Genomic DNA, 21303 nt, shown 5'->3' with positions numbered 1-21303 from the left:
TTCCTCATTGGCGACCGACACTGAAGTCGTGGCCCCAGTGGCTGACCACGGTGCTTTCAAACGGCGTGTGGCAGTCCCAATCGACCACCAGGCCATCGCAGCCGTACTCCAGGTCAAACCCGGACGGGGTCTTGATATAGAAAGAGATCATCTGGTCGTTGGTGTGCTGGCCGAGGGTCGCCGACAGCTTCACGCCGTTGGCGTGCACGCGGTCGAGGGCGCGGCCGACTTCGTCCAGCGCGTTGACCTCGACCATCATGTGCACGCAACCGTGGGGCATCGGGCACTCGAAAATCGCCAGCGAGTGGTGCCGGCCGTTATTGCAGTGCAGGAAGTGAATACGCTTTTGCGGCTCGGCCGGGTCCGGGGTGAAGCGGACTTTCATCAGGTCCGACAGGCCAAAACCCATCACCTGTTCGTAGAAGTCGCGGCAGCGCTCGAAGGCCGGGGCTGGCAGGACGACGTGGCCCATGCCGAGGTCGTTGGTGACAAAACCTTTGACGCCCACCGGCGAGACGAAACGGGCGAAGTCTTGCAACGGGCCCCAGAACAATTCGTGGCGGTTGCCATCCGGGTCGCTGAAGTGCACCAGTTCCTGGACCTTGCGCAACTCGGCCTCGGCGGCGGTGCCACGGGTCACTTGCACGTCGGCCTGTTGCAGCTCGCTCACCGCCTGTTCCAGCGCTGCTTTGCCGGCGACTTCCCAACCGCAGGCACCGAAGCTGTTCTCGGTATTTTTCTGCACGAGGATGCGGTAATGACGCTCATCCATTTTCAGGTACAGCTGCTCATCGTCGCCGCTGACCATCATGCCTAACACCTGGCTTGCGTAGTGGCGCCATTGCGCCAGGTCGCTGGACAGCAGGGTGACGTAACCCAGACCACGGATATCCATGGATGCACTCCTCGTTTTTATCAGGCCGTGCCGCCCTTCGGCGACTGCCGGGGGAGACTTTATGTACGGCCTATTCAAACGGGTTCGGCGAGGGGCAACATCGTCCAATGGGACTAGCGGAAATGACGGGGTACACGCATTAAAAACTGTGGGAGTGAGCCTGCTCGCGATAACGGTGTGTCAGTTAACAGAGATATTGCATGTACCAGCCACTTCGCGAGCAGGCTCGCTCCCACAGAGGATTGTTGTTGGCAGAGCCGGGGGGCGAATATGCAGTGGATGTTACTTTGGACTACTTGAGCACACCGGACTTCGACAGCGAAACAAGTACCGCCATGAGAATGAATAGCCCTATTACCGTCCAGTGAAGCGCGACAAGTTGTCGTCGCAGTGATTCAGGAAAATTATTGACGTCATCAGCATCGATACAACCTCGCTTCAGATAAAAACCGGGAAAGGTAAGAAACCCGGAAATCCCGCCAACCAACATCAATTTCCCCCACGGACCAGCGTGCCCTAACGAGGCAATTCCCATGATCGAGACGCTTTTTCTGCAGTGATCTAGCATTAGATCCATTTTGGTGTAGGCGATGTACAACATGACGCCGTTCCAAATAAACAAGCCAACGATTACCAAGCCACAGAGGCCACCAACAATAAATTCTGCGGTAGTCATCTGGCAGCCTCATAGATCAGCTCACCCGCCACTTCGCCTCCCTTCCCTATCAGCGTGCTTGCGGCGAAAGATCCGACTCCAACCACCACAAGACCGCAAGCCAATGTGGCTAAACCGCCAGTAGGAACACCCAGTCCGACACATAGTCCGCCGACCACCGAAGACGTTAAGGCCCCGCCTGCCGCTGCCCCACCAAGAATCCCCCCTGCAAAACCACCCGTCTCCGTAAACCTCACCCGCTCACACGCCTCTGTATCACCCGCCGTACACACCTCCTGCACCTTCAAATAAGAAGCCCCGCCACCCAGCGCCGTACCAATCCAGCCACCGTACTTGACGACCTTGGTTGCCTTGACCACGCCCTCGATGTGCGTGGCATACCCCGGAATTTGCCCGGCAGCACCGGCCTTGGTCCAACGATGCACCAGGCTTTTGCTGGAGATCCCCAGTGCGCTTTTCAGGTTGGGATGATCGGGTAAGCCAATACTTTTTCGCGTGAGGTCATTCAGACGCGTATCAAGTTGGGCCAGCAGGTGTTTACGCTCGGCGAAGAACTCCGGCGAGCGCAGGTACCCATGCTTTTGGAAGGACCGTTGATGCAGGGCTTCGATATCCCGCAAGGTGATCCTGATGTCTTGCAGATGCCTGGCGAAAATGGCTTCACTGATGCCGATTGCGGTCGAGCCTTGGGCCAGGAAGGTTTGGATTTCGTTCCGGTGCCGCGCCATGAAATCAGCCTCATCGGCACTGAGTGGTTTGAGCGCGTCATGGGTCTTGGTGGCCGCTTCCATCAGCAACGCTTCTTCGTGAGTGCATTGATGGTTATCGGGGTCGCTGAGCACGATCATCGAGCCGGCTTTCACGTCGCCGAGGTCGGGGTTCAATGATGCGAACTTGCTCATCACCGTGGGGTTGCGTGTGGTGAAAAGTGCCGCCTCCAGTTGCGCACGACTCATGCTTTTGGGCACGACGTAGAAGCCGGGTTCCTGCGGTTGTGGTCTTGTGCTCGCTTCGGGATTGGATATCAGCGGTTTGGGGCGGTCAGCAGAACGTAAACCCAGCGAACCCATTCGCCAACTCTTTCCGGTGATGTGCGAATACGTGCCGAACGTGTCTTCACTCAAAGGGCTGAACGGGTCATCCGAGACCAACAGCCAATCGCCGTTTTCCACGGAATCAAGGATTGCGCGGTGGCTGTGGCTTGACATGTGCCCAAGGCAACAGCCGTGGGCACGCAGCAAATTATCGAACCCGTCAATACCGTCGCCGTAACTCACAATGGCCTGCTGGACCTTGGATTTGGCATACCATGGCGATTCGATTTTGTTGAAATCTACTCCAAACCACTCGCGGTCTTGCCGACGAATGAGACGCAGCGACATACACCCTTCTCCTTGATCAACGACGCGCGCCAACAACTTTCGAACGCGTCGGTTTCCTTGTTAAGGCCGAAAGAATAGAGGGCGTCGGGACCGTTGCGTCAAGGCGCGGAAATCCCTGTAGGAGGTGTCGCGGGCTGCGATTTTTTCGATTTGGACCGGCTCGGGACCGCTGCAAATCAAGATCAAAAGATCGCAACCTTCGACAGCGCCTGGCGTTGCGTTATGCAGGGGGTTCGATTTGATCGAGCACTCGGTTCGCGGTGATCTCGGCAAGCATGACGCTATTGGAAATACCCAGCAAAACATTGCGCGAACCGCCTTCCAGGTGATCCACCAGGTAATGGACCATGACATCGACCGAGGCCAGGGTTTCGACCAGGTACACCATCAGGGTTTCGGTCGTGGCTTCGGGGGCGACGGTGAACAGCGTGCTAATGGTTCGCGGAGTGGCTTTGATGTCGGCGTTCGAGGGAAAGTGGTAAGCGAGGGCGCGCTCGGCGGCTTCGTTGAGCTTTTTTGAGTCGGGTTCGTATGGGGATGCTGGATCGCAATCCGGCGGATTGGGTGTGACCTTGAACATAGTGTGGATTCCTGATGTGGGCTGGAAACCACTTCTCTACTAAAAGAAGGGGTGGCAGCTGTACGCAGGTTAGTAGACCGGGGAATCCAAGAAGCCGGCGCGCCCAAGGGCGCCCTGCGTACAGCCACCATCAAAATACAGGCTCAGAACCTGATTGATGCGTTGTACGACTCGGATTAAGCCACGGGCTACTAAACCCGATCACTGGGAATCAGTGACGCGAATCAAGTTACCGAGCGGCCCCAAGGCGCACAAGCCAGCGGATTCTGGCGTACCTGTAGGCAACGACGCAAGGCGTTGTAGCTTTCATCAAGTTACGCTGACAGCCGTTAAACAGGGCCAGAGTTATTGCCCAAAACCCTGTAGGAGTGAGCCTGCTCGCGATGGCGGTGTGTCAGGCAAAATAAATGTTGAGTGGGCTGGCCTCATCGCGAGCAGGCCCACTCCTACAAGGGATAGGCGGTGTTCGATGCCTTTTCGGCAGCCATAAAAAAACGGGCCTTGGGGACCCGTTGGAAAGTTGGCCTGACGTCCGTGCCAGGCCTGAAATGCAATTGTGGCTTACCCCAATTCCTGTGGGAGCGGGCTTGCCCGCGATGGCGGTGTGTCAGCCAACAGAGATGTTGAATGTGAAGCCCTCATCGCTGGCAAGCCAGCTCCCACAGGTAATGAGGCGTGAGTGGGCTGTCCTTTAAGCCATACGAAAATGCGGAATCACTTTCTCACCAATGTTCTTCAGGGTTTCCAGCTGCGCCCACTGCGGTACGGTGCCCATCTGGCAAATGAAAAGAATCTCATCGGCGCCGGCGTCGATCAGGCGCTGCACGTAGTTGATGCAATCCTCGACGGTGCCGTAGGCGTGGTTCGGGTTCATCATCGCCATGGTCGGGTCGGAGAAGTCGACGCTGACTTCTTCGGAGGCGAAGCGCGACTTGATCACGCTCTGGCCGTTACCGTCGACGAAGGTGTCGTCCTTCCACTTCTCCGGATCCGGACGCTCGCCACCGCCGTACCAGTAGCCCAGCGATTCCATGAAGTAACGCTGGCCACGGATGCCGATGCGGCGTGCTTCTTCGTTGTCGTCCAGCACGATGGCCGGGCACAGCGCGGCGATGTGGCGGTTAGGGCGGAAGCCGACTTGTTTCTTCTCATCACGGTTGTCGTAAGCCGTGTGATACACCTCGACCTTCTTGGCGATTTCTTCCGGGCCACCGAAGCCCAGCACCAGTGCGCCCATGCCACGACCGCCGGCATTTTTCAGCGACTCGGTGTTGGTGCACGCCAGGTACATCGGCGGGTGCGGGTCCTGGTAAGGCTTTGGATGGATCGGGCGTTTGGGAATCTGCACGAAGTCGCCGTTGTGCTCGATCTCATCCTGCACGAACATTTTCGGGATCAGGTACATCATCTCGTCAATCTGCGGCTGCAAGGTCGCCAGGTCGTAGCCGAAGGTGCCGGCTTCTTGCTGGGTGCCGCCCTTGCCCACGCCAAAATGCACACGGCCCTTGGACAGCAGGTCGAGGGTGGCGATGCGCTCGGCGACTTTTACCGGGTGGTTCATCGCCGGCGGCAGGCAGACCACGCCGTGGCCGATGCCAATGCGCTCGGTTTTACCGGCGACGAAGGCCAGCATGGTTTCCGGCGCGGACATGTGTGAGTAGTTGCTCAGCGCCGTGTGTTCCACGCACCAGAAGGTGTCGAAGCCGAGCTTGTCGGCTAGCACGGCCTGTTCGACGGTGTCTTCGAAAATCTTGCGGTCGCCTTCGCGGCTGGAGTCCACCGTCTGGGCTTCGTAAATCAGGGAAAATTTCATGGTTGATCCTTGTGCTTATTTGGATGCGCAGTCGGCGCCAGAGACCTACGCCTTGCGCCCATGCTCAGGTATTGGCAGGGCGCTCGAATCACGCAAACGGACTAGCTGAAACGTCAGAGGAAAAAGTCGTTGCTGTCCTGGCCCATGCTCACGCTGCCCAGATTCCAGGCGTACTTGGCCGGGCTGTTGGCGACGTGGGCGCGGCCGGTGTGGATGTCGCGGAACGCACGGTTGATCGGGTGGCTGCGGAAGATTGTCGAGGCGCCGCTGTTGAACATCAGTTCGCCCGCCGCCTTCGCGCATTTGTCGGCCACCAGTGCCGAGTCGTAACGCATCTTCACCCGCTCGGGCATGCTCAACGGCTCGCCCTTCTGCGCCCGCTCAAGCATCAGCGCGAAGTTGCGATGCAGCACGGTCTTGCACTCGTCGACGCAGACCATCGCGTTGGCCAGCGCCGATTGCGCGGCCGGGTCCTGGAGCATCTTGCGCCCGTCATTGACCCCGACCCGCGTGCGGTTGTGCTCGACAAACAAGTCCACCGCGCCTTGCAAGGCACCGATGGCCGAGGACGACACGGCGCGCACAAAAATCTGCCCGAACGGCAGGCGGAACAACGGCGCGGTGTTGACGGCGTTGCCCGGGCTGTTCTGCATGAAACCGTCGAACGCGCGATGGGTGCGGTACTCGGGCACGAAGGCGTTTTCCACGAGGATGTCGTGGGAGCCGGTGGCTTCCAGGCCCATGACGTTCCAGTTGTCGAGAATCTGGTAGTCGCTGCGCGGCACCAGGAAGGTCCGGTAATCCGGCGCCCCGCCCGCCTCGGCCGGCGGCACCAGCGCGCCGAGGAAAACCCAGTCGCAATGCTTGCTGCCGGAAGAAAAACCCCAGCGCCCGCTCAGCTTGAAACCACCGTCGACCCGCTCGACCTTGCCCACCGGCATATAGGAAGACGAGATCAGCACGCTGGAATCATCGCCCCAGACATCCTGGGCCGCGCGGTCGTCGAACAGCGCCAGCTGCCAGTTGTGGATCGCCACCACACCGAGCACCCAGGCCGAGGACATGCAGCCTTCGGCGAGGGTCATCTGTACGTCGAAGAAATCCTTGGGTTCGAGCTCATAGCCTTCCCAGCGGGACGGTTGCAGGATGCGGAAGAACCCGGCGTCGTGGAAATTCTTCAAGGTTTCTTCCGGCAACTGCCCGGCTTGCGCGGCATTCAGGGCGCGTTCACGCAGGATCGGCACCAGCTCGCGGGCACGTTGGCTCAGACGCTGGCGAATCAGGTCTTGGTTGAGCATTTTTATTGTTCTCCTTGGTTCACCCCATCCGCCGGGGCGCGCGTGCAACGGGGCGGGTGTAGCGCCCCTACGCTGGCATTCAAACAATGGAGAACGCAGTGGGCATCCCTCAAACGGACCATGTCGGGGTGGAGATTTGCTTCGCCTGACAGGCCGCCTTCGCTGGCAAGCCAGCTCCTACAGGGTTATCAGGTGTGTTCGATTTCTGTGAGCCCAGAAGATAACTGTAGGAGCTGGCTTGCCAGCGAAGAGGCCGGCACATTCAACATTGATGCTGGCTAGCAGGCCGCGTTGGCCTAGTCCCCTCGGACGATGTTTGCGCTAGACGTCGGCGCAAGAATCCATCGCACTCCATCCCCAACAAAAAGGCCCAGTGCGATGAACGACGCCAACCTCAAAGCCGACATGCTCCAGGCCATGCGCCGCCTGGCCAAGTCCGTGACCATTATCAGCACCAGCAACGGCTCCGAGCGTTTTGCCATGGCCGCCACTGCTGTCGACTCGTTAAGCACCGAGCCTCCATCCCTGCTGATCTGCGTCAACAAGACCGCCTCGCCCCACGCTGCACTGGCCACCGGCGCAGACTTCTGCGTGAACATCCTCGGCGTCGAACAACAAGACCTGGCCAACCTGTGCAGTGGTGCGATCAAAGGCGAAGCACGCTTCGACCGTGGCAACTGGCTGACCAGCCCCGGCGGCATTCCGTACCTGGGCGATGCGCAGTCGGCGATCCTCTGCCGCCAGGATGGCCACTTCAGCTACGGCACCCACACCGTGTTCATCGGGCGCATCCTGCAAACCCACACCAGCGCCGAAATCACCCCGCTGGTCTACCTTGACGGCAGCTACACCACCACCGCCAAACCCATGCCGTCCCTGGCGGCGGCGGGCTGAGCCGAATATGGACGGCCTGAACGGGTTGACGGCGTTGCGAGTGAACAGCGCCGACCAGTTGCCATGGGATGATCGCTGCGATCTGCTGGTGGTCGGCTTTGGCGGTGCCGGTGCCTGCGCCGCCATCGAAGCCGCCAGCCGTGGTCTGTCGGTGCTCGCCCTGGATCGCTTCGAAGGCGGCGGAGCCACGGCGCTCAGCGGCGGCGTGGTGTATGCCGGTGGCGGCACACCGTATCAGCGTCAGGCCGGTTACGAAGACACCAGCGACGCCATGTTCAATTACCTGCGCCAGGAAGTCGGCGAAGCTGTAAGCCAAGCGACTCTGCGGGATTTCTGCGACGGTAGCCGCGAACAACTGGCTTGGCTGGAACGCCAGGGCGCAGCGTTCGAGGCCAGCGTGCCTGCGCACAAAACCTCGTACCCGAGCGACCAGTTCTACCTCTATTACTCCGGCAACGAAGCCGTTCCGACCTACGCCGCCAGCGCCAAGCCCGCACCCCGGGGCCACCGCACCAAAGGCCCGGGCATGTCCGGCGCCAGCCTGTTTGCGCCGCTCAAGGCCAGCGCCTTGCGTCACGGTGCACGCCTGCGCAGCCAGTGCGAAGTGCGACGCTTGGTGCTCGACCTCGACGATAACGTCCTCGGTGTCGAAGCCTGGCAGCTTGCGCAGGGCAGCTCTGCCGCTAAAAAACACGCACGTCTGTCACGTTGGGCAAGCGCCATTCATATGTACGCGCCGGCGTTGGCCGACCGCTTGCGCGCCCGTCAGCGCCGCATCGAACAAACCAACGCCATTCGCCAATTGATTCGCGCCGAACACGGGGTGTTGCTGAGCAGCGGCGGTTTTATCTTCAATCGCGATCTGGTGCGCCAACACGCGCCGCAATACCTTGCCGGTTTGCCCTTGGGCGCCACCGGTTGCAACGGCAGCGGCATCGCCCTCGGCCAAAGCGCTGGCGGCAGTGTGGCGCGGATGGACAAGGTCAGCGCCTGGCGCTTTATCAACCCGCCACTGGCCTGGGCCCGTGGGTTGATCCTCAATGCCAGCGGCCAACGCTACGCCAACGAAGAAATCTACGGCGCGACCCTCGGCCACGCCATGGTCGAAGAACAGGACGGCCGCGCCATTCTGATTCTCAATCGGGCGCTGGTTCGCGAAGCACTCAGCCAGGTCGGCCCCGGCAAAGTCTGGAATTTCCAGCGCCTGCCGGTGCTGCTCAACCTGCTGTTCAACGCCAAGCGCAGCAACAGCCTCGCCGGCCTGGCCAAGCGCTGCAACCTGCCGCCGGAACTGCTGCGCCAAAGTGTCGAGCGTTATTCCCGAGCGGCACGCGGTGAGGTGGCCGATGAGTTCGGCAAATCCGCTGCGATGCTCGCCGACCTCGACCAAGGCCCGTGGTACGCCCTTGACCTGTCCTTCGACAGCAAACTCTTCCCCTGCCCGGTCATCACTCTCGGCGGGCTGAAAGTCTGCGAAGGCAGCGGTCGGGTGCTGGACCACGCCGGCGTGCCCATAAACGGTCTCTACAGCGCTGGCCGCAATGCCGTCGGCGTAGCTTCCAACCTGTATGTCTCGGGCCTGTCCCTGGCCGATTGCATTTATTCCGGTCGCCGGGCTGCCGCCCACGTGGCCGACCAAGTCGCACTTCAAACCGCACGATCAGGAGAAAAACAATGCAACGTGTAGAAGGCAAAGTCTGCATCATCACCGGCGCCGCCAGCGGCATCGGTCGCGAAGACGCCATGCTGCTGGCCCGCGAAGGCGCCAAAGTGGTTTTGACCGACCTCAACGAAGAAGCCGGCCGTCAAGCCGCTGCGCAAATCGGCGCCAACGCGCTGTTCATCCGTCACGACATCGCCAATGAAAGCGATTGGCAGCACGTGGTGAAAACCACCGTCGAACACTTCGGCCGCCTCGATGTGCTGGTCAACAACGCCGCGATCCTGGCGGTGGGCAGCATCGAAGACACCACGCTGGAACTGTGGCAGAAGGTGCAGAAGATCAACGGTGACGGCTACTTCCTCGGCTGCAAGTACGCGATCCAGGCGATGAAGGAAACCGGCGGCGGTTCGATCATCAACATGTCGTCGGTGGCCGCGTTGGGCGCGATGCCGATGTTCTGCGCTTACTCGGCGTCCAAAGGCGCGGTGGCGGCGATGACTCGCTCGATTGCCTTGCACTGCAAGCAACAGGGCTACCGCATTCGTTGCAACAGCGTTCACCCGGATGGCGTGAACACGCCGATGACCCAGGCGTTGGCCGGCGGTCAGCCGATCCCGCAGGAAGCGCTGGACCAGGACCCGATGAACCGCATGGCCGCACCGCGCGACATTGCCAACGTGGTGCTGTTCCTCGCCGCCGATGAGTCGCGATTCGTCAACGGCGCCGAGATCCGTGTGGACAACGCGCAACTGATCAGCGGGCTCTGAGGTCGAGGTGAACATGGGCACGCAGCAACAGAATCTGACCCCAGCTGAATCGACGACGGGAAGTGTCTCATTGCAAGTGTGCGCGGTGATCGACGAGACCTTTGATGCGCGCTCGCTGGTGCTGGACGTACCGCCAACCCTGCGTGAGCGCTTTCGCTACAAACCGGGCCAGTTCCTGAGTTTTCGCGTGCCCTTGGCCGGCAAACTGCTGACCCGCTGCTACTCCATGGCCAGCTCGCCGCTTGCGGACGCGCTGCCCAAGGTCACGGTGAAGCGGGTCGACGGCGGTCGAGTGTCGAACTGGATGAACGACGTCCAGGTCGGCGACTGGCTGGAGGTGCTGCCACCGGCCGGGCTGTTCTGCCTGGACCCGCAGGCGGACACCGAAAAGCCGCTGGTCCTGTTCGGCGGCGGTTCGGGCATCACCCCGGTGTTTTCCATTCTCAAGTCGGTGCTGTACAGCAGCCGGCGGCCGATCAAATTGATCTACGCCAACCGCGATGAAGCGTCGGTGATTTTCAAGGACGAGCTGTGCCGCTTGATCAAGGCGCATCCTGATCAACTGCACGTGGTGCACGTCCTCGATTCGGTGCAGGGGTTCCTGACGGACCACCAGGTCCGTCATCTGCTGCGCGGATCGGCCGGCGGCGATTACTTCATCTGCGGGCCGGGGCCGTTCATGGACACCGTGGAGCGCACTCTTCTGGCGTTGGGCGAGCCTGCCGAATGCATTCACGTCGAACGCTTTGTTTCGCCGCCGGACCCGGACGAACTGCTGGCCGAAGAAGCCCTAGCACGCGAAGCGACTATGGGTTCGCAGTGCGAAGCGCTGATTGTCGAACTTGATGGCGAGCAGCATGAAATCAGCTGCCAGCCTGGTGATACCTTGCTGCAAAGTTGCAAGGCCGCGGGTCTCGACGTTCCGTCGTCCTGCGAAGAAGGTTTCTGCGGTGCGTGCATGTGCGTGGTCAAGGAAGGCGAGGTTCAGTTGGCGCGCAATGATGTGCTGACGCCCAAGGAACTGGCTGACGGCTGGACCCTGGCCTGCCAGAGCCGACCGACCGGGGCACGGGTACGCCTTAAATTCCCTGACTAATGTTCATTGTAGGAGCGAGCCTGCTCGCGATGGACGTCAACGATAACGCGCCCTGCCTGGATGAACGCGGTGCCCAGGCGTTTTTCGCGAGCAGGCTCGCTCCTACAGGAGGCTTTGTCGCCTTAGTCTCATCGGACGATCACTCAACCCCGCTCTGCGGTTAGACTCGGCCCCAGCATTAGCCCACAACAATAAAGAGGTGCAGTTATGGCTCGTTTGCAGAATAAGGTCGCGGTGGTCACCGGCGGCGCGTCCGGGATCGGCCTGGCGTGCGTGCGCCGCTTTGCCGCCGAAGGCGCGCAAGTGGTGGGGCTGGACATCGGCACCGCACCGGCAGACTTTCCCGGCCTGTTCATGACCCTCGACGTGCGCGACGAAGCGCAGGTGCAGCAGGTCATGCAAGAAGTCATCAGCCGCTTCGGGCGCATTGATGTGCTGGTCAACGCCGCTGGCGTCGCCGACCAGGGCAGCGTGACCCAGACTACCACCGCTAACTGGCAACGGGTGATGGACATCAACCTGACCGGCAGCATGCTCACCAGCAAGTACGCGCTGGCGTCGATGGTTGAGCAGCGCGGCGGTTCGATCATCAACGTCGGATCAATCTTCGGCCTGCAAGGTTGCGACGGCAACGTCGCCTACAACGTGTCCAAGGGCGGCATCAACCAACTGACCCGATCGATGGCCATCGACTACGGCTACGCCAACGTGCGCGTCAACGGCCTGTGCCCGGGCCTGATCGAAACGCCGATGACCAGCATGGTCCGTGACAATGACGCGTTCCACGCGTTTTTCGCTTCGCAACACATGCTCAGCCGTTCCGGGCAACCGGAGGAAGTGGCCAACGTCGCGCTGTTCCTGGCCTCGGACGAAGCGTCCTTTGTCAGCGGCCAGATGATCGCCGTGGACGGCGGTTTCTCCGCCGGCCGCCGTTTCGCCCCGCCCGCGCAGTAACTCGTTGTCCGGCCGGGCGCCCTGCCCGGCCTTCTCCCTTTTTCGCAACTGTCTTCTAACCGGGGAGGCCCCATGCCGCCTGTCGCCACCGCACTGACCATCGCTCAACTGTTCGCCAATGCTGCCCAGGCCTACGGCGACCGCCCGGCCATCGAGGACGCGGGCCATTTGATCAGCTACCGACAACTGGACCAACTGCGCCGCCAGGCTGCCCGCGCACTGCTGGCCCTCGAGGTACAGGTCGGGGACCGCGTGGCGATCTGGGCGCCCAACGTGTGGGAATGGATCGTCGCCGCCGGCGCACTGCAAAGCGTCGGCGCCGCCCTGGTGCCGCTCAACACCCGGATGAAGGGCAGCGAGGCCGGCTACGTCCTGCGCGAAAGCGGCACCTGTGTGCTGTTTGCCATCGGCGAATTTCTCGGTGCGGACTACCCCGGCATGCTGGCGGGCGAAGACTTGCCGGCACTGCGACACATCGTCAGTGTGCGCGGCGCCAATCTGGGCACGCTGGCCTGGGAACGGTTCATGGAACTGGGGGCCGACGTACCGCACCTGGCCCTGCGCACCCGCGAACAAAACGTTGGCCCGCAGGCCTTGTCCGACGTGCTGTTCACCTCGGGCACCACCGGTAAACCCAAGGGCGTGATGACCAGCCACGGGCAGAACCTGCGAATCGTGCGCGATTGGAGCGATATCGTCGGTTTGCGCGAAAGTGACCGCTACCTGATCGTCAATCCGTTCTTCCATTCCTTCGGCTACAAGGCCGGTTGGCTGGCGGCGTTGATGCGCGGCTGCACGATCCTGCCGCAGCAGGTGTTCGACGTGCAGGCAGTGCTCGAATGCGTGCAGCGTGAACGCATCAGCGTGTTGCCTGGGCCGCCGACGCTGTATCAGTCGTTATTGGCTCATCCGCAACGCCGTGAATTCGACCTGAGTTCCTTGCGCGTGGCGGTGACCGGGGCGGCGGCGATTCCGGTGGAGATGATCCAGCGCATGCGCGACGAACTCGGTTTTGGCACCATCGTCACCGCCTATGGCCTGACGGAAGTCTGTGGTTTCGCGACGATCTGCCGCGCCGGTGATTCGGCACAGACGGTCGCCAACACCAGTGGCCGGGCGATGCCGGGAGTGGAAGTGCGTTGCGTTGGCAACAGCGGTCGCAGCCAGCCGGCGAACATTCCCGGTGAAGTGCAGATTCGCGGCTACAACCTGATGCAGGGTTACCTCAACAACCCCGACGCCAGCCAGCAACTGCTCGATGCCGACGGCTGGCTGCACACCGGCGACATCGGCATGCTCGATGAACAGGGCTATTTGCGCATCACTGATCGGCTCAAGGACATGTTCATCACCGGCGGCTTCAACGTGTACCCGGCGGAAATCGAACAGTGTTTGCTGACCTATCCGGGCGTGGCCCAAGCGGCGGTGATCGGCATTCCCGATGAGCGCATGGGTGAGGTGGCGATGGCGTTCCTGCTGCCTGCGCCAGGGATGGAAATCGAACAGACGCGGTTCCTCACCTGGTGCCGCGAGCAGATGGCCAACTACAAGGTCCCGCGCCGGGTGCAGGTGCTGCAGAGCATGCCGATCAATGCCGCGGGCAAAGTGACCAAGAATGTGTTGCGCGAGTGGGCATTGCAACCCGCCGACTGAGCACAACCCCTGTAGGAGCGAGCCTGCTCGCGATGGTGTGTCAGTGGGCATCAATGCGACTGATCGACCATCGCGAGCAGGCTCGCTCCTACAGTGTCCGGGTGCACACAAATCAACTGTAGGAGCTGGCTTGCCAGCGAAGGGGCCGGCACATTTTCAACGGTGATGTTGACTAATGTACCGCCTTCGCTGGCAAGCCAGCTCCTACAGGGGGTTTGTGTTTTGGCTGATCGCGGGTCAGATCACCCGTGCCGGGTGCTGCTGGCGTGGTTCGCCGAGCATGGCGCGGTGGGAGGGTGGCTGGCGGCCTTCGGCTTCGCTGATGCCGTAGCCGGGAGCGATTTCGGCGGTGATCAAAGTCTGCCCCGACAACGCCATCAACTGCGGATCATTGAGCAGCGCATGAATCACCCGCCCATTGAACTGCGGGGTTTCGGCATGGGCCAAAAATGCCTGGTACTGCTCGCCATGCTGCTCACCGGCAATCTTCGTGCGCTCGGTCAATTGCGGGCCCAGCCATAGCGACAACGCCGCCACGTCCTGCCCTTCAAAATCAATCGCCATGTCTGCCGCCAGCTTGTCGATCCCGGCCTTTTGCGCGCCGTACGCCGGGCCATGCATGTAGCACCCGGCACCGAACGAGGAAGTAAAGCAAATCAGCCCCTGGGCACTCTTGAGCAACAGCGGCGCGGCGTAGTAACTGGCGATGTAGGCCGAACGCAAACCGACGTCGAGAATCCGCACCAGCTCCAGCGGCTTGGCCCAGAACGGCCCCGGTTCAATCAACTGGTCATGGATGAAGGCGGCGTTGTTCACCAGCAAATCCAGGTGCCCGCACTCGGCTTCTACACGGGCAAACAGCGCCTGGACCTGCGCGTCATCGGCGTGATCACACACCACCGCGATGCCGCGACCACCGACGGCGGTAATCGCCGCGGCAGTGTCCTCCAGCGAGCCACGCAAAGCCTGACCGTACAAATTCGACCCGCCCTGCGCCGGCGCACGACCGGTGACATACACGGTCATGCCCGCCGCCCCGAGGGCCAGGGCAATGCCCTGCCCCACGCCGCGGCTGGCGCCCGTAACGACTGCGATCTGTTGACGTGACTGATTCATTCAACGCTCCCGAACAAGGTTTTCGCCGAAGCGGTTTCGCTCTGGCGCTTGATGTGATTGGCGGCCAGGTAACCGAAAGTCATGGCCGGACCAATGGTCGAACCGGCACCCGGATAGGTGCGGCCCATCATCGAGGCGGCGCTGTTGCCGATCGCGTACAGGCCTTCGATGGGTTGCCCGTCTTCATGCAGCACACGGGCGTGCACATCGGTCAGCAAACCACCCTTGGTGCCGATGTCACCGGCGTCGATGCGCACGGCGTAAAACGGCCCTTTGAGCAAAGGCGCCAGGCACGGATTGGGTTGCACGTTCGGGTCGCCGTAATAGCGGTCGAACAGCGATTCGCCCTTGTGGAAGTCCTCGTCGACGCCCTGCACGGCCATGCCGTTGAAGCGCTGCACGGTGCGTATCAGCCCGGCGCCATTGACGCCGATTTTCGTTGCCAGTTCTGCAAGGCTTGACGCCTTGTGGAAGTAGTCGCGCAGATGCTCGGGCAATTGCCAGTCGCGCTGGGCATACCCTGGCAGCAACGCACCACAGGGGTATTTGCGGCGGAACTCGGCGTCGAACACAATCCAGCACGGCACACTCGCCGCGCCTTCGCGGTTGTTGGCGTACATCGCGTAGACGATGTCGGTGTAGGGCGCGGCTTCGTTGACGAAACGCTCGCCCGCCGCGTTGACCATCACGCAGCCCGGCAAGGTGCGCTCGACAAATAACGCACGCTGTTTTTCTTCACCCTTGACGAAGGTGGTCGGCGCCCACCAGCTGTGTTCCATCAACGCGGTCCGTGCGCCGATGGCCTGGCCTGCGCGAATGCCATCGCCGGTGTTGTTCGGTGGCGTGGCGCTCCAACCGGCGTTCGAGGGCTGCGGCAGATACTGTTCACGCATCGCCTGGTTACGCTCGAAACCGCCGGCAGCGATGATCACCCCATAGCGCGCCTTGACGTTCAATATTTGCCCGTTGCGATTGACCCGTGCACCGCCAACGCGGTCGCCGACCAGCAGCAATTCTTCCAGCGCGCAGTTGAGCCACAGCGATTTGCCGCGATCCTGCAACGAGCAACGCAAGGCACCGATCAAGGCGTTGCCCAGGGTCAAGAAACGGTCGCGACGAGACAAGCGCCGCCCTTCGCGGTCCTTCCAATAACGCCACATCACCCGCAGGGTCAGGCGCAGCCAACCCGGCCCACGGCACAGCAACACTTGCGCCTCTTTCATGGTCATCGCCATGCGCCCCATCATCAACGTGCCGGGGGACGGCGCACGCATGCGCAGGAATTCTTCGCCAAGTTCGGCGGCGTCAAATGGTTGCGGGTCCATCGAGCGATAGCCCGGTTTTCCGCCTTCGGCCTCCGGGTAGTAATCGGCGTAACGCGGTTGCGCTTCGAAGCGCACGCGGGTTTGTTTCTCCAGGTACTCGACCATTTCCCGGCCATGCTCGACGTACGCTTCGATGCGCCCGTCGTCGATCTCGCCATGGGTCACGGCACGGATGTAGGCAATCGCTTCGGCTGCCGAATCGCTGCCGCCAATCGCGCTGATCCGGTGGTTGTTGGGGATCCAGATCCCGCCGCCGGACACCGCCGAGGTGCCGCCGTACTCGCCGCTCTTTTCGATCAGCAGCGCATTCAGGCCCAGGTCGTGGGCGCGCAACGCAGCGGTCATGCCCCCGGCTCCCGAGCCAATCACCAACACATCACAGCACTCGTCCCATTTGATCCCGGCAGCGTTCATGCGATCACCTTTGTTCAGCGCCCATCAGGCAAAAACCGCCACCGCCGGATCTTCGCCCGGTGCAGTCGGTCTCGGGATTGTTCGCCGCACGCGCCGGGTGTTCATCGTCCGATAAGACTAAGACCCAGCCCGCCGCTGCCCCGCGAACCCGTAGGAGCCGGCTTGCCGGCGAAGGCGATGGGCCAATCACAGGGATGAAATCTGACACAACGCTTTCGCCGGCAAGCCGGCTCCTGCAGTGATCCGATGTTTGCTGCCGCCCCGTACAAATCGCTTAGTCCGCTTGGACGATGTTGTGCGCAAGTCGTGACTCCATAGTCGCCCACAGCACTAACCCCCCCTGAAATGCAGGTCGGGCAGGTCTGACCTGGGCCATGAGGACGACATGATAAAAACAATAATCGCCCCACCAACACAGCACACACGCATACACCTGGCTTTGCTGTTGCTGGCTGGCGGATTGAGTAGCCAAGCAAGCGCCATGACCTTCCAGCCGAGCGAAGACTTGAGCGTCGATTGGGACACCACGCTGTCGTACAGCCTGGCGTGGCGGACCGAAAACCGTGATCACAAACTGACGGCCAACGCTGACGCCAATGACGGCGACAACGCGTTCTCCAAAGGCAGCCTGATCAACAACCGCAGCAGCTTCCTCACCGAAGCCAACATCAAATGGCAGGACAATTACGGCGTGTTCGTGCGGGCCACCGGTTTCTACGACAACGTCTACGATCAGTCCAATGACAACAACACCGGCACCTCCAACTGCTTCGCCGGCGGTCATTGCAGCCAGCCGGACCGTTTCCCCCAGGACACCATCGATCAGCATCGCAACGACTTGCGCATGCTCGATTACTACGCCTACGGCACCTGGGACCTGAGCGGCCACAACCTCAACGCACGTGTGGGTAATCAGGTGGTGAGCTGGGGTGAAAGCCTGTTCTACCCTGGCATCTCCGGGTCCCAGAGCCCGGTGGATGCGACCAAATCGACCACCCCGGGGGTCGAGGTCAAGGAAATCCTGCTGCCGGTCGGCCAGGTGTTCAGCCAGTTCAACCTGACCGACGCCCTCAGTCTCCAGGCCTACTACCAATACGATTGGGAAAAAACCGAGCTGTTCGGGGTTGGCAGCTACTTTTCCACCACCGACTTCATCGACGAAGGTGGCACCAACGACGCCACGGGTTTCCTGACCCGCCTGCGTAACGACAAGCCGAGTAATCAGGGCCAGTACGGTGCGGCGCTTACCTACACCGCCGAGTCGCTGAACAACACCGAGTTCGGGCTCTACTACGTGCGTTATCACGACAAGACCCCGACGCTGGACTTCCAGACTGACCTGGGCCACTACCGTGCGGTGTACTTCGACAACATCGACCTGTTTGGCACCAGCTTCGCTACGGTGATCGGCGATGTCAGCTGGGCCGGTGAGGTCAGCTACCGCGACGGTGCACCGGTGATGGTCAACAACGGTTTCTCCAGCGCCGTGCATGCCAAGACCCTGCAGGCCCAAACGTCGGCAATCTATGTGCTGGGCCCGACCTCCTGGGCCGACAACACCACCTTCACCGGTGAGTTTGTCTACAACACCGTGATCAGCAACGACAAGTCGCAACCGGTGAACCTGGCGCCAGGTTTCTCCCTGCCCGGCACCGACAGCCTGGTCTATGACCGCGAGGCATGGGGCTACACGGTGCAGGTCAACCTTGACTACAACAACGTGTTCAGTGGTTGGGACATGTCGATACCGCTCACCTACAGCACCGCCTCTCACGGTGACAGTTCGACCGTCGGCTCGATCAACTACGGCGAAGGCGACGACCGCGCCAGTATCGGCAGTCAGTGGACGTACCTGAGCAACTTCACCGTCGAAGCCCGTTACAACGCCTACCTGGGCAATGCCAACAACAGCCCCTGGGCCGACCGCGACAACGTCGCGCTCAACTTCAAATACCGGTTCTGATTCCCCTGTCGGAGGAGCACAGCATGTCCAGATTCACCCAAACATTATTGAGCGCGGCGCTGATCGTAGGCCTGCTCGGCAGTGGCCTGGCCTACGCCAAGGTCAGCCCCGAAGAAGCCGCCCGCCTGGGCCAGGACCTGACCCCGATGGGCGCCGAAAAAGCCGGCAACGCCGACGGCAGCATTCCCGCCTGGACCGGCAAATGGCGCGGCCTGCCACCGGGCCTGAAGTACGATGGCCCCGGCACGCCGTACCCGGACCCGTATGCGTCTGAAAAACCGTTGTTCATCATTGATTCGAAGAACATGGACAAGTACGCCGCCAACCTGTCGGACGGTCAGAAAGCGCTACTCAAACGTTATCCGGACACCTTCAAGATCCCGGTCTACCCGAGCCACCGTGATTTCCGTCTCGATCCGAAACTGGAAGAGATGATCAAGAAAAACGCGGTCACGGCCGAACTTGACAACGACAACAACGACACCAAGAACGCCTGGGGTGCTTCGCCGTTCCCGATTCCGAAGAACGGCAGCGAGCTGATGTTCAACCACACCTTGCAGGGCCGTGCCAACACCGAAGAAGCCAACTATGGCCAGGCGGTGATCTACGCCAACAAGGAGAAGGTGCTCGAAGAGGTCAACTACAAGATCTACTCGATCTGGTCCAGCCCCGACAAGACCCTGGAAACCTCCGACGGCGTGCTCACCAACTTCCTGATCACCACCCTGGAACCGGTGCGCAAGAAGGGCGAGATCGTGGTCGGTCACGAGTTCATCAACCCGACCGCCGCACCGCGTCAAGCCTGGCAGTACAGCCCGGGGCAACGTCGCGTACGCCGTGCGCCGACCGTGGGTTATGACTCGCCGACCGGTGCCGGTGGTTTTCGCGTGTACGACGAAGACCGTTTGTTCAACGGTGCACCAGACCGCTACAACTGGACCATCGTCGGTAAAAAAGAGCTCTACATTCCGTACCACAACTACAAGATTGACGACCCGAGCGTGACGGCCGACCAGATCCTGTCGACCACAGGGCACGTCGATCCACAGTACATGCGCTATGAAAAACACCGCGTCTGGGTGCTGCAGGCGACGTTGAAGGAAGGTGCCCGCCACGTGTACGCCAAACGTGTGCTCTACCTCGACGAGGACACCTGGTCCGCAACCATGGCTGACAACTACGACGCCCGTGGCCAACTGTGGCGCACCAACATGCAGACCTCGATCTACGCCTACGAGATCCAGCGCTACCACGCCCGCCTGGGCATCTACCACGACCTGATCGCCGGTTCGTACCTGGTGGACCGGATGCTGGTCGATCAGAAGCCGGCCAAGCTCAACGCCACCGCCTTCACCGATGACGAGTTCACCCCCGGCAACCTGCGCAAACTCGGTACCCGCTAAGCGTAACGAGCCCCGACCGATTATTCGGTCGGGGCTTTTTGCATTTTCAGATTCGTAGAATTCACGGAAGGCTGTCCATGAACAGATACCTCACCGGCGCCATCGCCATCGCCAGCGTTGGCTTGTCGATGCACGCCAACGCCTTGAACATTCTGCTGACCAACGACGATGGCTGTCGTGCACCCGGCATCGATGCGATGTACCGCGCGCTGACGGCTGCCGGGCACAAAGTCACACTGGTCGGCCCGCTGAACGACAGCAGCGGCATCAGCGCCGCCAGCGTGGTCGTGCCCGGCCAGGCCCTGGCCGTGACCGAACTGGCGCCCGGGCGGTTTTGTGTCGGGCCGCCGGACGGCTACACGCCACCTGCCGGCAAGACATCGGCCATCGGCACGCCGGTGGATGCGGTGAATGTCGGCCTCGATGTGATCCTCAAGGACTCGCCGCCGGACCTGGTGGTGTCGGGCAGCAACTTCGGCGAAAATGTCGGCCCGCTGACGCAGATGTCCGGCACCCTGAACGCGGCGGTACGGGCGATGCTCAAGGGGATTGCGGCGGTGGCGGTGTCGACCGGCATCGACATGGACCTGATCATCCGCGACCAACAGGCGGGCTATCGCAAGACCCTCGCCGCGATGGACGACACGGCGCGGTTTGCGGTGAAGGTGATCGAGCAGGCGAGCCTGGCCGGCACAGCAGCCAGACAGGCCTGCGCCCAGAGCAACCATTCGTGCGAGTTGAATGTGTTGGGCTTGCCGGGTGTCAGCGGCCTGAACCTCAACTACCCACCGCTGCCGCCTGGCGAAGTCAAAGGTGTGAGCTTTGCGCCGATCGGCAATTGGGACCGGGTGAACTTCACCTCCCAGCGCGGTGCCGACGGCGTGGTCCACGTCAACCTGGCCCCGCCGCCCACCCCGACCGCCGCCCAGCAACAGGCCGATGCCTATCAACTGTGGCAAGGCCACGCGGTGATCACCGTGATCGACGGCAACATGAGCGCACCGGAGGCAGTACAGGGTCGCGCGAAGAAGATGTTGGGCAGCATCAAGCCCTGATGCCGAGCCTGCGGTGAACGCACACCTGCGAACAACCCAAAACACTGTAGGCACATCCAACATCGATGTCGCCTGACACTCAGCCTTCGCTGGCAAGCCAGCTCCTACAGGTTCGTGGGTGTACGCAACATCTGCGAACCACCAAAATCACTGTAGGAGCTGGCTTGCCAGCGAAGAGGCCGGCACATCCAACATCGATGTCGCCTGACACGTCGCCTTCGCTGGCAAGCCAGCTCCTTGTATGTTGGCCCTGACTCCAAGGGGAAAGGTTACGCTCAAGGCGTCATACAACAGCAAGTGCGTTTCTGGGGGAGGCCGATCGCTCCTGAAGGCAGGATTTGCTCCTGACCTTGTCT

17 protein-coding genes are annotated in these 21303 nt (G+C 61.4%); 9 read left to right on the top strand and 8 right to left on the bottom strand.

The genetic code is table 11. The features are described 5' to 3' along the window. Positions 1-4: 4 nt before the first annotated feature. The 6 genes from J1D76_RS27260 to J1D76_RS27235 form a co-directional block, all read right to left on the bottom strand. Complete coding sequence (locus tag J1D76_RS27260; protein ID WP_421141451.1) at positions 5-895, bottom strand: VOC family protein; 891 nt, start codon at positions 893-895, stop codon at positions 5-7. A gap of 292 nt (positions 896-1187) precedes the next feature. Next, the gene (locus J1D76_RS27255) at positions 1188-1571 is read right to left on the bottom strand and encodes a hypothetical protein (RefSeq protein ID WP_421141450.1); all 384 of its coding nucleotides are present in this window, start codon (positions 1569-1571) and stop codon (positions 1188-1190) included. Next, on the bottom strand, positions 1568-2953 hold the full coding sequence (locus tag J1D76_RS27250; RefSeq protein ID WP_421141449.1) for a hypothetical protein: 1386 nt from the start codon (positions 2951-2953) through the stop codon (positions 1568-1570). Before J1D76_RS27250 ends, J1D76_RS27255 begins: the two co-directional genes overlap by 4 nt. A 220-nt stretch (positions 2954-3173) precedes the next feature. Beyond that, positions 3174-3533, bottom strand: coding sequence for a DUF6124 family protein (locus J1D76_RS27245; protein ID WP_421141448.1), 360 nt, complete (start codon positions 3531-3533; stop codon positions 3174-3176). A gap of 691 nt (positions 3534-4224) precedes the next feature. Continuing rightward, entirely contained in the window at positions 4225-5346 is a 1122-nt protein-coding gene (locus J1D76_RS27240; protein WP_421141446.1) for an LLM class flavin-dependent oxidoreductase, read from the bottom strand. A gap of 113 nt (positions 5347-5459) precedes the next feature. Continuing rightward, positions 5460-6644, bottom strand: a complete 1185-nt coding sequence (locus tag J1D76_RS27235; RefSeq protein WP_421141445.1) for a flavin-dependent monooxygenase — start codon at positions 6642-6644, stop codon at positions 5460-5462. Positions 6645-7022: 378 nt separating this feature from the next. Between J1D76_RS27235 and J1D76_RS27230 the strand changes: the two genes are divergently transcribed. The 6 genes from J1D76_RS27230 (at position 7023) to J1D76_RS27205 (ending at position 13671) form a co-directional block, all read left to right on the top strand. Beyond that, positions 7023-7538, top strand: coding sequence for a flavin reductase family protein (locus J1D76_RS27230; protein ID WP_421141444.1), 516 nt, complete (start codon positions 7023-7025; stop codon positions 7536-7538). 7 nt (positions 7539-7545) lie between these two features. Then, a complete protein-coding gene (locus tag J1D76_RS27225) occupies positions 7546-9225 on the top strand; it encodes an FAD-binding protein (protein WP_421141443.1) in 1680 nt (559 codons plus the stop codon). Continuing rightward, entirely contained in the window at positions 9213-9968 is a 756-nt protein-coding gene (locus tag J1D76_RS27220; protein WP_421141442.1) for a glucose 1-dehydrogenase, read from the top strand. Before J1D76_RS27225 ends, J1D76_RS27220 begins: the two co-directional genes overlap by 13 nt. A 13-nt stretch (positions 9969-9981) precedes the next feature. After that, positions 9982-11064 carry a 2Fe-2S iron-sulfur cluster-binding protein gene (locus J1D76_RS27215; RefSeq protein WP_421141441.1) on the top strand — a complete coding sequence of 361 codons (1083 nt, stop codon included), beginning with the start codon at positions 9982-9984 and terminating at the stop codon, positions 11062-11064. 207 nt (positions 11065-11271) lie between these two features. Next, positions 11272-12018, top strand: a complete 747-nt coding sequence (locus J1D76_RS27210; protein ID WP_421141439.1) for an SDR family NAD(P)-dependent oxidoreductase — start codon at positions 11272-11274, stop codon at positions 12016-12018. 72 nt (positions 12019-12090) lie between these two features. Beyond that, positions 12091-13671 carry a FadD3 family acyl-CoA ligase gene (locus tag J1D76_RS27205; protein WP_421141438.1) on the top strand — a complete coding sequence of 527 codons (1581 nt, stop codon included), beginning with the start codon at positions 12091-12093 and terminating at the stop codon, positions 13669-13671. 237 nt (positions 13672-13908) lie between these two features. Here the strand turns inward: J1D76_RS27205 and J1D76_RS27200 are convergent, their stop codons facing one another. After that, positions 13909-14787 carry an SDR family NAD(P)-dependent oxidoreductase gene (locus J1D76_RS27200; RefSeq protein WP_421141437.1) on the bottom strand — a complete coding sequence of 293 codons (879 nt, stop codon included), beginning with the start codon at positions 14785-14787 and terminating at the stop codon, positions 13909-13911. Next, positions 14784-16526, bottom strand: a complete 1743-nt coding sequence (locus J1D76_RS27195) for an FAD-binding protein (protein ID WP_421141435.1) — start codon at positions 16524-16526, stop codon at positions 14784-14786. The genes J1D76_RS27200 and J1D76_RS27195 overlap by 4 nt, the downstream gene beginning before the upstream one ends. Before the next feature lie 385 nt (positions 16527-16911). Between J1D76_RS27195 and J1D76_RS27190 the strand changes: the two genes are divergently transcribed. The 3 genes from J1D76_RS27190 to J1D76_RS27180 all read left to right on the top strand — a co-directional run bounded on the left by J1D76_RS27190 (position 16912) and on the right by J1D76_RS27180 (position 20947). Beyond that, positions 16912-18489: a DUF1302 domain-containing protein gene (locus J1D76_RS27190; protein WP_421141434.1), complete on the top strand. Its 1578-nt coding sequence runs from the start codon at positions 16912-16914 to the stop codon at positions 18487-18489. Between the two features lie 23 nt (positions 18490-18512). Continuing rightward, complete coding sequence (locus J1D76_RS27185; protein WP_421141432.1) at positions 18513-19892, top strand: DUF1329 domain-containing protein; 1380 nt, start codon at positions 18513-18515, stop codon at positions 19890-19892. A 77-nt stretch (positions 19893-19969) separates the two neighbouring features. Further along, on the top strand, positions 19970-20947 hold the full coding sequence (locus tag J1D76_RS27180; protein ID WP_421141431.1) for a 5'/3'-nucleotidase SurE: 978 nt from the start codon (positions 19970-19972) through the stop codon (positions 20945-20947). Positions 20948-21303 lie beyond the last annotated feature (356 nt).

Origin of the sequence: Pseudomonas sp. NFX15 (assembly GCF_049132105.1) — a bacterium.
GTDB lineage: Bacteria > Pseudomonadota > Gammaproteobacteria > Pseudomonadales > Pseudomonadaceae > Aquipseudomonas.
This window is presented reverse-complemented; position numbering and strand designations above follow the sequence as displayed.

Excerpts from the sequence above, each read along its gene's own strand:
- J1D76_RS27260 (WP_421141451.1), bottom strand. The coding sequence starts at position 895 with ATGGATATCCGTGGTCTGGGTTACGTCACCCTGCTGTCCAGCGACCTG.
- J1D76_RS27255 (WP_421141450.1), bottom strand. The coding sequence starts at position 1,571 with ATGACTACCGCAGAATTTATTGTTGGTGGCCTCTGTGGCTTGGTAATC.
- J1D76_RS27250 (WP_421141449.1), bottom strand. The coding sequence starts at position 2,953 with ATGTCGCTGCGTCTCATTCGTCGGCAAGACCGCGAGTGGTTTGGAGTA.
- J1D76_RS27245 (WP_421141448.1), bottom strand. The coding sequence starts at position 3,533 with ATGTTCAAGGTCACACCCAATCCGCCGGATTGCGATCCAGCATCCCCA.
- J1D76_RS27240 (WP_421141446.1), bottom strand. The coding sequence starts at position 5,346 with ATGAAATTTTCCCTGATTTACGAAGCCCAGACGGTGGACTCCAGCCGC.
- J1D76_RS27235 (WP_421141445.1), bottom strand. The coding sequence starts at position 6,644 with ATGCTCAACCAAGACCTGATTCGCCAGCGTCTGAGCCAACGTGCCCGC.
- J1D76_RS27230 (WP_421141444.1), top strand. The coding sequence starts at position 7,023 with ATGAACGACGCCAACCTCAAAGCCGACATGCTCCAGGCCATGCGCCGC.
- J1D76_RS27225 (WP_421141443.1), top strand. The coding sequence starts at position 7,546 with ATGGACGGCCTGAACGGGTTGACGGCGTTGCGAGTGAACAGCGCCGAC.
- J1D76_RS27220 (WP_421141442.1), top strand. The coding sequence starts at position 9,213 with ATGCAACGTGTAGAAGGCAAAGTCTGCATCATCACCGGCGCCGCCAGC.
- J1D76_RS27215 (WP_421141441.1), top strand. The coding sequence starts at position 9,982 with ATGGGCACGCAGCAACAGAATCTGACCCCAGCTGAATCGACGACGGGA.
- J1D76_RS27210 (WP_421141439.1), top strand. The coding sequence starts at position 11,272 with ATGGCTCGTTTGCAGAATAAGGTCGCGGTGGTCACCGGCGGCGCGTCC.
- J1D76_RS27205 (WP_421141438.1), top strand. The coding sequence starts at position 12,091 with ATGCCGCCTGTCGCCACCGCACTGACCATCGCTCAACTGTTCGCCAAT.
- J1D76_RS27200 (WP_421141437.1), bottom strand. The coding sequence starts at position 14,787 with ATGAATCAGTCACGTCAACAGATCGCAGTCGTTACGGGCGCCAGCCGC.
- J1D76_RS27195 (WP_421141435.1), bottom strand. The coding sequence starts at position 16,526 with ATGAACGCTGCCGGGATCAAATGGGACGAGTGCTGTGATGTGTTGGTG.
- J1D76_RS27190 (WP_421141434.1), top strand. The coding sequence starts at position 16,912 with ATGATAAAAACAATAATCGCCCCACCAACACAGCACACACGCATACAC.
- J1D76_RS27185 (WP_421141432.1), top strand. The coding sequence starts at position 18,513 with ATGTCCAGATTCACCCAAACATTATTGAGCGCGGCGCTGATCGTAGGC.
- J1D76_RS27180 (WP_421141431.1), top strand. The coding sequence starts at position 19,970 with ATGAACAGATACCTCACCGGCGCCATCGCCATCGCCAGCGTTGGCTTG.